Source organism: Lentzea albida (assembly GCF_900111005.1).
GTDB classification, from domain to species: domain Bacteria; phylum Actinomycetota; class Actinomycetes; order Mycobacteriales; family Pseudonocardiaceae; genus Lentzea; species Lentzea albida.
Genome location: NZ_FOFV01000001.1, coordinates 48,292 through 62,320, shown reverse-complemented (window position 1 = coordinate 62,320; position 14,029 = coordinate 48,292). Strand labels below are relative to the sequence as shown.

Genomic DNA, 14,029 nt, shown 5'->3' with positions numbered 1-14,029 from the left:
TACGAGGGGTTCACGCCTGAGCGCGCCGAACGGTTGCCCTACTAGATCACAGAACGGCAACGGCTTCCGGCAGGACGAACGAACCGTCGGGCCCGGCGGGGAACTCGTGCTCCTCGACCACCGCGGCGACCGGGATCGGGCCGTAGACGTGCGGGAACCACAGCGGCGAGTCCGGCACGGCCTCCCACCGGACCGGCACGCCGAGCAGCTTCGGGTCGATCACGAGCAGCAGCAGCCCGCTCTGCCCGCGGAAGAACTTGCCCGCCGTCACGTGCACGACCCCGCGGTCGGAGCAGTGCACGAACTCCTCACCCCCGGCGGGGACGATGGAGCCGGCCGACCGGGCGGCTGCCCAGTCGGCCTCGGTGATGATGTGCAGCAGCACTTATCCACAGCTCCCTGTGCACAACCTTGTGGACAACTCCGCGGACTAGCGCAGGGTGATCTGGCGTCCCCGCAGGCCCTCGCGGGCGCGGCGCTCGGCGTCGGTCAGCGGCTCGTCGGAGGCGAGGGCCTCCAGCAGGCGCTTGCCCAGCGCCTCGGCCGGCTCCGCCCACTCGCGGGCGTGCATCTCGCGGTCGAGGTCCCAGACGGGGACAAGCAGGCCGTGCGCGCGGAACGACCCGGCGTAGCGCGAGCCCTCGCCGAGGTCGAGCTCACCGCGGGCGGCCAGGCGGGCCATCGCGGACAGCAGCTTCTCCTCGGGCTCCGGACGGACCCAGCGCAGGTGCGCCTTGTCGCCCGCGTCGACCCAGTACGCGGCCTTCACGCCGGGAGCGTCGACGCGCTCGGTCGGCAGGATCGCGGCGTTCGCGCGCTCCAGCGACAGCGCGACGTCACCGGTCGGCTCGGTGCCCTCGGGCATCCACCAGATGAAGTCGGTGTGCAGCACGGGCGTGAGCTCGGCGTCGGCGTCGATCAGGTCCTGCAGGCGGCCGGGGTTCTCCCCGTTGTCCGGACCCACGACCGGCAGCACGTCGCCGGTCTTCGCCTCCTGCGCCCACCGCAGCGCCCGCGCCAGGTCGCGGCTGATGTCACCGGAGCGCGTCTGCACCTGCAGGCCGACGAACGGCACGTCGTCACCGCGGATCAGGCCGGCGGCGGCCATCGGCAGCACGGTGGCCAGCGTGACCTCGCGCCCGTCCTTGACCGGCAGCTTCACGACCGCCGAAGGCACGAACTCGCGCAGCGCGATCAGCTCGCACTCGGCGGCGAGACCCTCGAACGGCCGGGACACGATCACGTCGGTGGCACCGCCGGGCGCGCCGTGGCAGGCCTTGTAGCGCTTGCCGGAGCCGCACGGGCAGGGCTGCTTCGGGTTGATCCCGTCCTTCGGTGCGTCCTTGACCGCGGTCCGCTTGGCCACCTTGGCCCTCCTCGTGCTCAGGCGTGTTCTAGGTCGCCAAGTTAGCCGTCAGCAGGCGGCGGGTGTTCGCCGGGGCGTTCGTCGCGAGGTACCGGACCCCCAGGTCACGGCACAGGGCGACGTCCTCGGCGGTGTCCACGGTCCACACGTACGTCTCGTGGCCCGCGCGCCTCGCCCGATCGACGTAGCCGGGGTCGTTGCGCAGCAGGTGCACGCCCGGCCCGGTGTAGTCGGCGAACGGCGGCAGAGCACCGTGCCTGAGCCTGCCGAGCCGGTCGAGCAGCAGCACCGTGCGGATGTCCGGCGCGAGGTCGCGGAACGCCTTCACCGCGCTCACCGAGAACGACATCATCACGATCTGGCTCGTCAGGCCGTGCCGCTTCAACGCCTCCGCGAGCTTGCGCTCGACCTCGTTGCGGTAGCGGACCGGGTGCTTGGTCTCGACGAAGAGCTGCACGTTCGTGCCCTTGACCAGCTCCAGCAACTGGTCGAGCAGGAGCAGCTCCGCCGGCTGGCGATGACCGTGCCAGCTGCCGTAGTCGAACTTCCGCAGCTCTTCGAGCGTGAGCGCACTGACCGTGCCACGGCCGTTCGACGTGCGTGCGAGCGTGCGGTCGTGCACACACACGATCTCGCCGTCCTTCGACAGCCGGATGTCGCACTCCAGCCCGTCGGCTCCCTCTTTCAGGGCGAGTTCGTAGGCCCCGATGGTGTGTTCGGGACGGTCGGTGGACGCGCCGCGGTGCGCGACTATGGAGGGCAGCTGCACAACCCCGAACCATAGTGCTGTGGCCGCCGACCTTCACCGCCTGATCCGGCGCTCAGCAGGGCGCCTCGCGGCACCGGCCCCGCGCCCCCATATGCCCGATATGAGGACGCGGGGCCGGCACACGATGCACCCGTCTGCACATCGGATCAGGGGGCGAACGCCGACGGCCACAGCACAGCGGTCTCCGCAACAATTTGAGTCATCAATCAAATGGACGTGGACGAAACGCCGATCGCGACTTACCGTCCCGCCTTGTGACGTTCGACCAGCGCGATCCCGCGTTCATCGCCGACCCGTACCCGGCCTTCGCCGCCCTGCGCGAAGCCGGTGAGGTGCATCACCACGAGCAGATGGGCGTCGCCGTCGCCGTCTCGCACGCCGCCTGCTCCGCCGTGCTGCGGCACCGCTCCCTCGGCCGGATCTGGTCGGACGTGAAGCCCGTCGAGCAGTTCATGGCGTTCAACCTCCTGCACCGCAACTCGCTGCTGGAGAACGAACCGCCCACGCACACCCGCCTGCGACGCCTGGTCGCCGCCGCGTTCGGCCGGGGCCACGTCGAGCGCCTGCGCCCGTGGGTCGCCGACCTGGCCGACCGCCTCGTCGACGAGCTGGTCGCGGAGATCAAGGACCAGGGCCAGGCGGACCTGCTCGCCCACGTCGCCGCGCCGCTGCCCGTCGAGGTGATCGCGGAACTGCTCGGCGTGCCGCAGCAGGACCGCCACCTGCTCCAGCCGTGGTCGAACGCCATCGTGAAGATGTACGAGTACGGCCTGCCCGCACCGCAGCAGGAGGCTGCCGAGCGCGCCGCCACCGAGTTCGTCGCCTACCTGCGCGAACTGGTCGCACTGCGCCGCGTCTCCCCCGGCACCGACCTCGTGTCCGACCTGGTCGCCGTCACCGACACCGACGGCGCGAGGCTCACCGAGGACGAACTCGTCGCCACCGCGGTCCTGTTGCTGATGGCGGGCCACGAGGCCACGGTCAACGTCATCGGCAACGGCGTCTACGCCCTGATGCAGCACCGCTCGCAGTGGGAGCGCCTCTCGCCCGAGATCATGCCCACGGCCGTGGAGGAGCTCATCCGCTACGACTCCCCTCTGCAGCTCTTCGAACGCACGGCCACCGAACGCGTGGAGATCGCCGGCCACGTCGTCGAGCCGGGCGAGAAGATCGCCGCACTCCTGGGCGCCGCTGCCCGCGACCCGCTGGTGTTCGAGAACCCGGACGTCCTCGACGTCGGCCGCGAGAAGAACCAGCACCTCGGCTTCGGCATGGGCATCCACTACTGCCTGGGCGCGCCGCTGGCCCGCATCGAGGTGGAGGCGGCGCTGTCGTCGTTGCACCGCAAGCTGCCGGGCGCGGTGCTGGCCGAGGAACCGAACCGGCGGGCCGAGTTCGTGATCCGCGGCCTGCACTCGCTGCCACTGGGCACTGACTAACGCTTCGGGTAGCGCTTCGGGAGCTTGAACCCGCGGTCCTTCATGACCTTGCGCAGGCGGTCGGGGTAGTCGGTGATGATGCCGTCCACCCCGTCGTCGATCAGCTTGTGCAGGGTGGCCGGATCGTTCTGGGTCCACGGCACCACCTTCAGCCCATGCCGGTGCGCGTCCTGGACCAACGCCTTCGTCGTGAACGGCACGTAGTCCGGGTCGCCGACCTTGCCGTTCTGCGGGTTGCCGTGCACCGGCGACAGGGCGGCGGCACCGAAGCTGCGAGCCATCTTCGCGACGCTTCCCCCGAAGTCCGCGAGTTCGAGACCGCCCGTCCACGGCGAGCCGGGCCGCAGCATCTCCGGCTGGGTGAGGGCGACCAGCGGGATGCGCGGCTCGACCTCGCGCAGCCGCATCAGCGTGCCCCAGTCGAACGACTGGACCGTCACGTTCGGCATGAAGCCCGACCGGCGGATCTCGCGGACCGCGCGCTGCACGAACTGCTCGCGCGGCGCGGTCTCGTGCGGGGCGGCGGCCTCGACCTTGGTCTCGATGTTGAAGCGGATGCCCCACGCCCGGTGCCTGCGTGCCAGGTCGAAGAGCTCCTCCAGGGTGGGCATGCGGGCGCCCGGCGAGAGCTCCTGCTCCGGGTACTGCGACCACCGCGTGCTGCCGCAGTCGAGGGTCCGCACCTGCGCGAACGTCAGGTCCTTCACGTACTTGCCGGCGTAGGGGAACTCCGGGTCACCGGGGAACGCGGGCTTCGTGTCGAGGCACTTCGACGGGTTCGTCTTGCGGTCGTGGGTGATGACCTCGCGGCCGTCGCGCGTGATCTGGAGGTCGAGCTCCAGGGTCGTCACGCCGAGTTCGAGCGCCTTGCCGAACGCCTTCAGCGTGCTCTCCACGGTGAGGCCGATGCCGCCGCGGTGCGCCTGGAGGTCGAAGTCCCTGTTCGGGTGGGCGTGGGCGGCGCCGGGCGCTGCCATCGCGATCACCAGAGCCCCGATGAGTGTCCGCATGCATCCCAACCTGGCACTCACCGCGGAGCCTCGGAAGGACCGCCGGGACGAACGTCGGTTGAACAGATCAGCGGGGCGAGCCGGACGCGCGGACCGACCGCAGCGGGGGTTCGGGGGCGTCCTTGACCTCCACCACGCGCATCAGCCGCACGGACGCGGCGTCCACCGGTAGCAGCAGCGTGGTGATGCGGCGGACGACCAGGGCCGACGTCACCGCGACACCGGCGAGCAGGAGGTCGGCGAACGCATGCAGCAGCACGCCGTCCGCCAGGGCCTGGGTGCTCGACCGGAACGACCACAGGACCACGACCACGACCATCAGGCCCGAGGCCGCCCACAGGCCCCACCACCAGCGCAGGAGCCGAGACGGAACGGGGCGTTCGTCGGCAGGCCTGCGGGCCACGGCGTGTTCCAGTTCGGCGAGCACCGAGCCCGGGACGACGAGGTTCACGCCCGGGATGACCAGGCTGATGAGCACGTCGCGGTCCGGGCGGGACGGGCCGTAGCCCACGAGGGTGGCGGCGACGTTCCGCGCGCGGCGGACCCACACCAGGCCCAGAAGCAGCGACAGGAAGCAGCCGGTGATGGTGATCGCCGAGGACGAGACCACCATGGCGTCGGACGCGCTGACGACGCCGGCCGAGAGCGCGCCGAAGCGGCTCATCGACACCAGCACGTAGCGCCAGATCTCGGAGAACGCGCCCCACACCGCGACTGCGGCGAGGAGCCAGAGGGAGTTCTGCGCGGTGCGGCCCAGGCGGCGCACGCCGTCGACGGAGTCGGACTGCTCGACCGTGCCGGGCACGGCCGTGGGCCAGCGCCACGCGAGCAGCGGGAAACCCCAGCGCGGCGGGACCGGGTAGGTCGGCGGGCCGCCGTAGGTCAGCCGCTGCGACCGGCCCCGCGGCGGCGGGTAGGCACTGGGCGGCGGGGTCGCCACCCAGTCCACGCGCATCGGCTGCAACGGCTGCACGATCAGATGACCTGCGGTTCCGCGCCGTCGGTGCCGCCCTCGAGCGGACGGCCGGCGGCCTCCCAGTGCTGCATGCCGCCCTCGACGTTGACGGCCTCCCAGCCGTTCTGGTTGAGGTACTGGGTCACGCGGGCGGAACGGCCTCCGGCGCGGCACACGACGTAGAGCTGCACGTCGTTCGGCACCTCGTCGAGACGGGCGGCGATCTCGCTCATGGGGACGTGCACGGCGCCGGGCGCGTGGCCCGCGTCCCACTCGTCCTGCTCGCGCACGTCCAGCAGAACGGCGCCCTCGGGCAGCTGCGCCGGAACGTCGGCGATCTCCACGCTTGGAACAGTCACACCCCAGATGTTCCCATGCCGGAGGTTGCACGGACGTGAACCTCCGGCACGGGACACCCTCAGGTCGTCGCCGCGACGACGAGCCCGAGCCTCGAGAACTCCTCCTCGGACAGCGGCAACGTCGGGCGCCCGGCACCGGTGCGCCGCCACTGACCCTGCTGCTTCGGGTCGGGCGCGAGGTCCGGGCTGCCGAAGTTGCGCAGTTCGAGCTGCACGAGAAGACCGTCGTTGCGGAAGACGGACAGCCTCTGGACCAACGACTGGAACGGCTCGAACGGCCGCACGGCGTGCAACTGCACGATCGTTCCGTTGCTCAGGACCAGCCGCCTCGGCGGTTCGCAGTCGCCGGTCTCCCACAGCGCGTCGTCCGCGTACGCCTGCGGGGTGCCGGTGAACCTGCCCCCGGTGACCCGGAGACTGCCCGTGCCGCCGGCGTCGGTGATGTCGAACTCGACCGCCTGCAGGACGGAGTTGCCGGGCGCGTTGCCGATCTTCTTGTCCGACAGCTCCCGCGGCACCCGTTCGAGCAGGCGGGCGGTGAAGTCGGCGGTGAACGGCTCCGTGCTGAGCACCACCTCCTGCGTGGCCATCCGCATGTTGCACATCGGGACGTCCACGACCGGGCGGCCGGGGACGGGAGGCGCGCTCGACCCCGGCGTCCACGTGCCGTACGGCTGCTGGGCCGGGGTGACGACCCGCGGCCAGCCCAGGCTGTGCTCCACGGTGGCGGGGCCGTGGTTCGGCTCGTCCGCCTGCTGGGGCGGTGGCGCCGCGTGGTTCAGCGTGGCGGCGCTGAAGCCGATGCCCGCCACCACCGCGACCACGCCGAGCGCCGCTCCGGCCCGCTGGGCGAACACCCGGCGCCTGCCGCGCTTCACCACGGCTTCCAGCGTCGTCGTGGGAGGGGGCGCGGCGATGTGGAGAGCTCCGCGCAGCTCGTCTTCGATGTTCATCGATCACGCTCCGAGTTCACGGGCTCGCCGTACGCCTCGCGGAGCGCCGCCAAACCCCTGGCCGTCTGACTCTTGACGTTGCCCACCGAGCACCCGAGCTCGGCCGCCGTCTGTTCGATGGAGAGGTCGTGCACGAAGCGCAGCACGAGCGCCGCCCGTTGTTTCGGCCCCACCTGCTGCAGCGCGGCGTTGAGCTTGGCGTCGGGATCGGAGAAACCACCTCCGACACCGAGTTCGGGCAGTTCGGCGACCGGGTGCTCGCGGCCTCGGCCACGGCGTCTGGTGTCGAGGAACCCGCGGGTGACGATGGTGCGGACGTAGCCCTCCGCCGTCTCCCGCCTGATGCTCGGCCATTTCGCATACGCCTTCACGAAGGCGTTCTGCGCGAGTTCTTCCGCCTCCGACCAGTCGCCGCACAACGCGTACGCCGTGCGCCTCGCCCAGTCGAACCTGCTCGTGAAGAACTCCGAGAACTCCTCGTCCCGTCGCACTCCGGTCCCCCATGCTCGTGCTGCGTCGCGTTCAATACGCGGTCAGCCGGTCCAGGGTTGCACGCACGAAGAACGGGCCGCCCCTCACGAGGGACGGCCCGTTCTCAGGTGGAGCGACTAGTGCGCGATGGCCTTCTCGGCGCCCGCACCGGTGAGGGAGCGGACCTCCATCTCGGCCTGCTTCGCGGGGTCGGCCTTGTCCTTCGAGAGGATCGTGCCGACGTAGCCGAGCAGGAACGCGACGGGGATCGAGACGATGCCGGGGTTCGACAGCGGGAACAGGTCGAAGTCGGCGTTCTTGAACATCGAGGTCGGCTTGCCGGAGACGGCGGGCGACAGGACGATCAGGGTGATCGTCACGATCAGACCGCCGTAGATGCTCCACAGCGCGCCCGAGGTGTTGAACCTCTTCCAGAACAGCGAGTAGAGGATCGTCGGCAGGTTCGCCGAGGCGGCGACCGCGAAGGCCAGTGCCACGAGGAACGCGATGTTCTGGCCGTTGGCGATGATGCCGCCACCGATGGACACGAGGCCGATGACGATCGCGGTGATGCGGGCGACCTTGACCTCGGAGTCCTTGTCCTCCTCCTGGCCCTTCTTGATGATGTTGGCGTAGATGTCGTGGGCGAACGACGCCGACGCCGTGATCGTCAAGCCCGCCACGACCGCGAGGATCGTCGCGAACGCGACCGCCGCGATCAGGCCGAGCAGGATCGGGCCACCCAGTTCCAGCGCGAGCAGCGGGGCGGCCGAGTTGGCCTTGCCGGGTGCCGCGTTGATCTTGTCCGGGCCGACGAGCGCGCCGGCGCCGTAGCCCAGGACCAGCGTGAACAGGTAGAAGATGCCGATCAGCCAGATCGCCCACACGACCGAGCGACGGGCTTCCTTCGCCGTCGGCACGGTGTAGAAGCGCATCAGGATGTGCGGCAGACCCGCGGTGCCGAGGACCAGCGCGAGGGCCAGCGACAGGAAGTCGAGCTTGCTGGTGCCGGTCGCGCCGTACTGCAGGCCGGGGCCGAGCAGCTTCTCGCCCGCCTTCGGGGCGGCGTCGACCGCGGCACCGAGCAGGGACGAGAGGTTGAAGCCGTACTTGGCGAGCACCCAGACGGTCATGATGCCCGCACCGGCGATCAGCAGGACCGCCTTGATGATCTGCACCCAGGTGGTGCCCTTCATGCCGCCGATGAGGACGTAGGCGATCATCAGGGCGCCGACGACGGCGATGACCAGGGCCTGGCCGCCCGTGCCGGTGATGCCGAGCAGCAGTGCGACGAGACCGCCGGCACCGGCCATCTGGGCCAGCAGGTAGAAGAACGAGACCGCCATGGTCGACGTGGCGGCGGCGGCGCGGACCGGGCGCTGGCGCATCCGGAAGCTCAGCACGTCGCCCATCGTGTACTTGCCGGTGTTGCGCAGCAGCTCGGCGACCAGCAGCAGCGCGACGAGCCACGCGACCAGGAAGCCGATCGAGTATAGGAAGCCGTCGTAGCCGTTGAGGGCGATGGCGCCCGCGATGCCGAGGAACGACGCGGCCGACAGGTAGTCACCGGCGATCGCGATGCCGTTCTGCGGACCGGTGAACGCGCGGCCGGCGGCCAGGTAGTCCGCAGCGGTCTTCGTGTTGCGGCTCGCCCTGATGACCACGACGAGCGTGGCGATGACGAAGACGCCGAAGATGCTGATGTTGAGGATCGGGCTGGACTCGTTCACTTGCCGTCTCCCTCGATCTCGTTGCGGAGCTTCTCCGCGAGCGGGTCGAGGTTCTTGTTGGCGTGCCGCACGTACAGCGTCGTGATGACGAACGTCGACACGAACTGCAGCAGGCCGAAGATGAGCCCGACGTTGATGTTGCCGAACACCTTGGTGGACATGAAGCCGTGCGCGTAGTCCGCGAGCAGCACGTACAGCAGGTACCACGCGAGGAACAGTCCGGAGACGGGGAAGACGAACTTGCGGAGTCGGTGCTTCAGCTCGGCGAAGTCATCACTTGCTTGGACGTCGGCCCACTTCTGCGCGTCTGGGGCCGACTCAGACGGGGTGTGATCGACGGTGCTCACAGGCCCCTCCTCGCGGTACTCGTCGTAGGTGTCAGCAACGTGACGTGCACGTAATGCCTCCAGGTGCGGTCCGTTCTTGGTCGAGAACCGTATGGAGACTTGAGTCACTCAGGTAAGGCCCCGTTCGTGCCGTTGCGCCCAGCAGTCGGGTGATGCGATGAACGGTCGGTATGCGTAGACGAAGGGCACTCTGCGTGACCGGAATCACCGTTCACCGATTCGAGTGACCCAATTTCACCCATTTGAAACGGTGGCTACTCACCGTGTGCTTCCGGCTCCCCTGCGCTTGTCCTCGGCCAGCCTGGCCTTCTCCTCCGCGGTCCCGAACCGGGCGATGTCGCGGTCGCGGATGAAGCCCAGCGGGTCCGGCGCGTGCAGCCGCAGCAGGATCTGGCTGACGTCCGCCGGCACCCGTCTGCGGGTCGCCTTGCTGACGACGATCATGGTGATGAACGCGACCGGCACCGTGATCAGCGCAGGCTGGGTGATGAACGCGGGCGCCCAGCGGCCGGTGTAGGAGCTCACGACGCTGACGACCTGGGCGCTGATCACCAGCCCGCCGCCGACCACGAGCCCGCAGACGGCACCCACCCACGTCAGCCCCCTCCACCAGATGCCGAGGACCAGGAGCGGGCAGAACGTCGATGCCGCCAATGCGAACGACATGGCCACCGTCAGTGACGCGTCCGAGCGTGGCAGCAGCAGCGCGAGGCCTATGGCGACGAGTCCGGTGAACACGGTCGCCCACCGGAAGTCACGGACCTTGCCCGGCATGATGTCCGTCGAGACCACCCCGGCGACCGACACGACGAGTCCCGACGAGGTCGACAGGAACGCCGCGAACGCGCCCGCGGCGACGATCGCGCCGACGATCTGACCGCCCAGGTTCGGCAGCATCGTCTCCGGCAGCATCAGCACCGCCGCGTCCGTCTTGCCGTTCACCAGCAGCTGCGGCAGGTAGAGCCGCGACAGCACGCCCAGCACCGTCGGGAAGATGTAGAACAGGCCCAGCAGGTAGAGCACGTGCAGCGCCGTGCGGCGGGCCGCCTTGCCGTCCGGGTTGGTGTAGAAGCGGACCAGGACGTGCGGCAGGCCCATCGTGCCGAGGAACGTCGCGAAGATCAGCGAGTACGTCCTGATCAGCTCGGAGACGCCACCGGTCTGCGGGCGCGTCCAGTCGTAGTTCGACGTCGGCGAGCCCTCGATCACCGGCACCGGGCTGCCCGCGGTGAACTCCATGGTCGTGCCGGGGCTCAGCTCGTAGACGCCGCGCCCCCAGAACACCGGCCCGTCCGCGTCCCTGCCGTCGATCTGGCCGCGCACCTTCAACGTCAGCGGCTCGTCGACGCGGACCTTCACGACCTGCTCGGCGATGGTGACCGACTCCGCCTTCGGGAACTTGACCACGCCGTCGTCGCTGATCGGCTGCGTGCCGCGATCGGGTGAGGCCAGGAACACCACGAAGAGCACGAACGTGGGCGCGGCGATCGCGAAGAGCTTCCCCCAGTACTGGAACGCCTGGACGAGCGTAATCGCGCGCATGCCGCCGCCCAGCACGTTGACCACCACGATGGCCGTGACGATCATGCCGCCGAACCACGCGGGCAGGCCGGTGATCGTGGTCAGCGTCAGGCCAGCGGACTGCAGCTGCGGCACCAGGTACAGCACGCCGATGCACACCACGAAGAACGTGCTGAAGTGCCGCACGTTCGCCGACCCCAGCCGTGCCTCGGCGAAGTCGGGCAGCGTGTAGGCGCCTGAGCGGCGCAGCGGGGCGGCCACGAACAGCAGCAGCGCGAGGTAGCCGGCGGTGAAGCCGACCGGGTACCAGAGGGCGTCGACGCCGTCCTTGAGCACGAGCCCGGCGACGCCGAGGAACGACGCCGCGGACAGGTACTCGCCGGAGATCGCGGCGGCGTTGCGGGTGGCGGGGATCGCGCGGCGCGCCACCAGGAAGTCCGGGGTGGTGTTCGCCTTGCGCGACCCGACGTAGCCGAGCAGGAACGTCACGGCCGCAACGGCGACGATGGCGCTGAGGCTCCAGTAGGTGGCGTTCACGTCAGCGGTCGACCATGTTCACGAAGTCCTTCTCGTGCCGTTCGGCCTGCCTGCGGAAGACCCACCCGACGCCGTAGAGGATCGGGAAGGGCGCGAGGCCGAGCACGAGCCACGGGATCGGGATGCCGAGGATCTGCAGGTCCCCGATGGACGGGACCATGTAGAAGGTGATCGGCAGCAGGCACATGCCGATCAGAACGGCGAACGCGAGCCCGAACGCCGACTTGAGCTGCTGCCGGATGAGGTCGCGCACCAGCTTCTCACCGACGCTGGTCTGCTCCTCCAGCTCGATGATCGTGCGCAACGCCTTGCCGGTCTTCTTCGTCGAGTCCGCGAGCACGACCCGGCGGCGCCGCGGCCTGCTGCCCTGCTCGCCGAGCCAGGCCTCCCGTGCGGGCTGCTCCGGCTTCCCCGCGTCGTGCCTGCTCACCAGCTGCTCTTCGGCGGCCGCACGATCCGTTCCTTGAGCTCCTTGGTGTGCCGCCGGCTGACCGGCAGCTCCTTCGCTCCCTCACCGGTGCCGATGACGACCGCGTAGCCGTTCGCCGTCATCCGCAGTTCGCTCACCAGTGGCAACGCCACCAGGTACGAGCGGTGGATGCGCACGAAGCCGGCGTTGGCCCAGCGCTCCTCGAGCTGCGCGAGCGGGATGCGGACGAGGTGGCTGCCGTCCTGGGTGTGCAGGCGGGCGTAGTCGCCCTGCGCCTCGACGTACCGCACGGACGCGCGCGGCACGAGCTTGATGGTGCCGCCGAGCTCGACGGGGATGACCTCGTCGTCGGTCGGTTCGGCGGGGTTCTGCGCCGTCGGGGCGGCCTGGGCCGCCGGAGCCGCCGTGCGCCCCACCCGGTCCGCCACGCGCGAGATGGCCTTGAGGACGCGTTCCTCGTTGATCGGCTTGTTGATGAAGTCGAGCGCGCCGACGTCGAACGCCGTCACGAGCGCGTCCCGTTCCTCGACGCCCGTCACGAACACGAGGGCGGGCGGGTACCGGAACGCGCTGAGCACCCGAGCGAGATCCATGCCGGACAACCCGGGCATGTTGATGTCCGCGAACACCGCGTCGACCGGCGGCAGGCCGGCCTTCGTCCGCGCCATGACCTCCTGCTCGTAGTCACCCCTCAGGATGCGCAGCGCCTCGGCGGCGTCGAACGCCGTCAGCACGCGCCGGACCTGGGGACTGCTCTCGAGCAGGAACTTGATCTCGTTCAGGCCGGGAGCCTCGTCATCGACTGCGAGGACGAGGAGACCGGCGTTGTCTTGGGTACTCACTGTGTCGGGCATCTTGCCCACCAATGTGCGGTCGTGTCTACGCCGGGGTCGGTGACGACACGCCCTGTGAAACCGAACTGATGCTCAGAGCCCGAATCGGGACCAGCGAGCACGTTCCTCGACACTGGCGAGCACCTGCGTCACGAGATCGCCCGATCGGGTGGACGCGCCGGCGAGCCCGAGCTTGGCCAGCAACGGCTTGCGCGGCTCGGCGATCGTCAGTTCGGCGTCGGGGAAGCGCTTGGCGATGACGCTGCGGATCGTGCCGATGCCGTCGACGAGACCCAGCTGCTGCGCCTTGTTGCCGGTCCACACCTCACCGCTGAACAGGTCGGTGTCGGTGCTCAGCTTGGCGCCACGCCGTTCGGTCACCCACGCCTTGAACTGCTCGTGCAGGTCGGCGTGCAGGCCCTTGAGCCACTCGACGTCCTCGGGCTTCTCCTGCTGGAACGGGTCGAGCCGCACCTTGTTCTCGCCCGCGGTGTAGACGCGGCGCTCGACGCCCGCCTTCTCCAGCAGGCCGTTGAGCCCGAAGCCCGCGCTCACGACCCCGATGGACCCGACGAGGCTCGTGCCGTGCGCGTAGATCTCGTCCCCCGCGCACGCCAGCCAGTACCCACCGCTCGCCGCGACGTCCTCGCAGAACGCGAGCACCGGCACGTGCTTCTTGGTCGCGAGCTCCCGGATGCGTTCCGCGATGAGGGCGGACTGCGTCGGCGCCCCACCGGGGGAGTTGATGAGCAGCGCCACGGCGATGAGCCGCTCGTTGTCGAACGCGCGGTTGATCGCCGACTCGATGTTCTGGAGGCTGATCGTGTTGCGCGCGACAGGCGAGGACTGCGGGGTGATGACCCCGTGCAACCGCACCGCCGCGACCACCGGGGGTCGCTCGCCCCGGTCCATCACCCTCGGGAGCCGGGCCGCGATCTTGTCCGTGACGCTCATGTACTCGACAGTACGTGCGTTTCGCGGACACGCGGGAGCCTCGATGGTGGTCGGTTGCTCCCGCGTGACCTGGAACACGTCTGACGGTGTTAGGTTCGGGCTGTGACGTTCAACCCGATCCGCTGGCTCGAACGGTACGTCGAGTGGTGGGACGACCGGGGCAGGCAGAACGCCGCCGGGCCGACGCCGATGCACATCTACTGGATGTGGGTGAGCTGGAGCGTGTGCGCCGTCGTGCTGATCACGACTTTGGCTGTTGCAGCACGCTGAGCCGCGGTGCTCGTCAGCACTTGCAGCTGTTGAACCCCTTGGCGGTGCACTTGATGCAGACGCGGACGCGCTCGGGTGCTGTTTG

The 14,029-nt window shown here is 69.6% G+C and carries 16 protein-coding genes; 2 read left to right on the top strand and 14 right to left on the bottom strand.

What is annotated here, in order from left to right; all coding sequences use genetic code 11:
* Nucleotides 1-46 precede the first annotated feature (46 nt).
* Genes BMY74_RS00335 through BMY74_RS00325 form a run of 3 tightly spaced genes read right to left on the bottom strand, consistent with a single transcriptional unit; the run spans nucleotide 47 to nucleotide 2,135 of the window.
* Nucleotides 47-385: a DUF952 domain-containing protein gene (locus tag BMY74_RS00335; protein ID WP_089907638.1), complete on the bottom strand. Its 339-nt coding sequence runs from the start codon at nucleotides 383-385 to the stop codon at nucleotides 47-49.
* A 45-nt stretch (nucleotides 386-430) separates the two neighbouring features.
* Nucleotides 431-1,366, bottom strand: a complete 936-nt coding sequence (locus BMY74_RS00330; protein ID WP_089907635.1) for a DUF5926 family protein — start codon at nucleotides 1,364-1,366, stop codon at nucleotides 431-433.
* 28 nt (nucleotides 1,367-1,394) lie between these two features.
* Entirely contained in the window at nucleotides 1,395-2,135 is a 741-nt protein-coding gene (locus tag BMY74_RS00325; protein WP_245785803.1) for a glycerophosphodiester phosphodiesterase family protein, read from the bottom strand.
* Between the two features lie 254 nt (nucleotides 2,136-2,389).
* On the opposite strand from BMY74_RS00325, the gene BMY74_RS00320 reads away from it, so the two are divergent.
* Nucleotides 2,390-3,574 carry a cytochrome P450 gene (locus tag BMY74_RS00320; protein ID WP_089907632.1) on the top strand — a complete coding sequence of 395 codons (1,185 nt, stop codon included), beginning with the start codon at nucleotides 2,390-2,392 and terminating at the stop codon, nucleotides 3,572-3,574.
* On the opposite strand, the gene BMY74_RS00315 is transcribed toward BMY74_RS00320, so the two are convergent.
* The 11 genes from BMY74_RS00315 to BMY74_RS00265 all read right to left on the bottom strand — a co-directional run bounded on the left by BMY74_RS00315 (nucleotide 3,571) and on the right by BMY74_RS00265 (nucleotide 13,674).
* Nucleotides 3,571-4,584, bottom strand: a complete 1,014-nt coding sequence (locus BMY74_RS00315; RefSeq protein ID WP_089907629.1) for a glycerophosphodiester phosphodiesterase — start codon at nucleotides 4,582-4,584, stop codon at nucleotides 3,571-3,573. The two genes, BMY74_RS00320 and BMY74_RS00315, sit on opposite strands and share 4 nt — an antisense overlap.
* Before the next feature lie 67 nt (nucleotides 4,585-4,651).
* Complete coding sequence (locus BMY74_RS00310) at nucleotides 4,652-5,557, bottom strand: DUF4328 domain-containing protein (protein ID WP_245785802.1); 906 nt, start codon at nucleotides 5,555-5,557, stop codon at nucleotides 4,652-4,654.
* A gap of 2 nt (nucleotides 5,558-5,559) precedes the next feature.
* Nucleotides 5,560-5,898 (bottom strand): rhodanese-like domain-containing protein, encoded by a 339-nt coding sequence (locus BMY74_RS00305; RefSeq protein WP_245785801.1) that lies wholly within the window; start codon nucleotides 5,896-5,898, stop codon nucleotides 5,560-5,562.
* 59 nt (nucleotides 5,899-5,957) lie between these two features.
* Nucleotides 5,958-6,851 carry a hypothetical protein gene (locus tag BMY74_RS00300; protein WP_089907623.1) on the bottom strand — a complete coding sequence of 298 codons (894 nt, stop codon included), beginning with the start codon at nucleotides 6,849-6,851 and terminating at the stop codon, nucleotides 5,958-5,960.
* Nucleotides 6,848-7,342: a SigE family RNA polymerase sigma factor gene (locus BMY74_RS00295; protein ID WP_089907620.1), complete on the bottom strand. Its 495-nt coding sequence runs from the start codon at nucleotides 7,340-7,342 to the stop codon at nucleotides 6,848-6,850. The genes BMY74_RS00300 and BMY74_RS00295 overlap by 4 nt, the downstream gene beginning before the upstream one ends.
* Nucleotides 7,343-7,459: 117 nt before the next feature.
* Nucleotides 7,460-9,052 (bottom strand): solute symporter family protein, encoded by a 1,593-nt coding sequence (locus BMY74_RS00290; protein WP_089907617.1) that lies wholly within the window; start codon nucleotides 9,050-9,052, stop codon nucleotides 7,460-7,462.
* Nucleotides 9,049-9,399 (bottom strand): DUF485 domain-containing protein, encoded by a 351-nt coding sequence (locus BMY74_RS00285; RefSeq protein WP_089907615.1) that lies wholly within the window; start codon nucleotides 9,397-9,399, stop codon nucleotides 9,049-9,051. The genes BMY74_RS00290 and BMY74_RS00285 overlap by 4 nt, the downstream gene beginning before the upstream one ends.
* Nucleotides 9,400-9,657: 258 nt before the next feature.
* A complete protein-coding gene (locus tag BMY74_RS00280) occupies nucleotides 9,658-11,457 on the bottom strand; it encodes a sodium/solute symporter (protein WP_089907612.1) in 1,800 nt (599 codons plus the stop codon).
* A gap of 1 nt (nucleotide 11,458) precedes the next feature.
* A complete protein-coding gene (locus BMY74_RS00275; RefSeq protein WP_089907609.1) occupies nucleotides 11,459-11,887 on the bottom strand; it encodes a hypothetical protein in 429 nt (142 codons plus the stop codon).
* Nucleotides 11,884-12,741, bottom strand: a complete 858-nt coding sequence (locus BMY74_RS00270; protein ID WP_089910176.1) for a LytR/AlgR family response regulator transcription factor — start codon at nucleotides 12,739-12,741, stop codon at nucleotides 11,884-11,886. Before BMY74_RS00270 ends, BMY74_RS00275 begins: the two co-directional genes overlap by 4 nt.
* A gap of 72 nt (nucleotides 12,742-12,813) precedes the next feature.
* Nucleotides 12,814-13,674 carry a S49 family peptidase gene (locus BMY74_RS00265; protein WP_089907607.1) on the bottom strand — a complete coding sequence of 287 codons (861 nt, stop codon included), beginning with the start codon at nucleotides 13,672-13,674 and terminating at the stop codon, nucleotides 12,814-12,816.
* Nucleotides 13,675-13,776: 102 nt separating this feature from the next.
* Between BMY74_RS00265 and BMY74_RS44710 the strand changes: the two genes are divergently transcribed.
* A complete protein-coding gene (locus BMY74_RS44710; protein WP_166048541.1) occupies nucleotides 13,777-13,944 on the top strand; it encodes a hypothetical protein in 168 nt (55 codons plus the stop codon).
* Nucleotides 13,945-14,029: the final 85 nt, after the last annotated feature.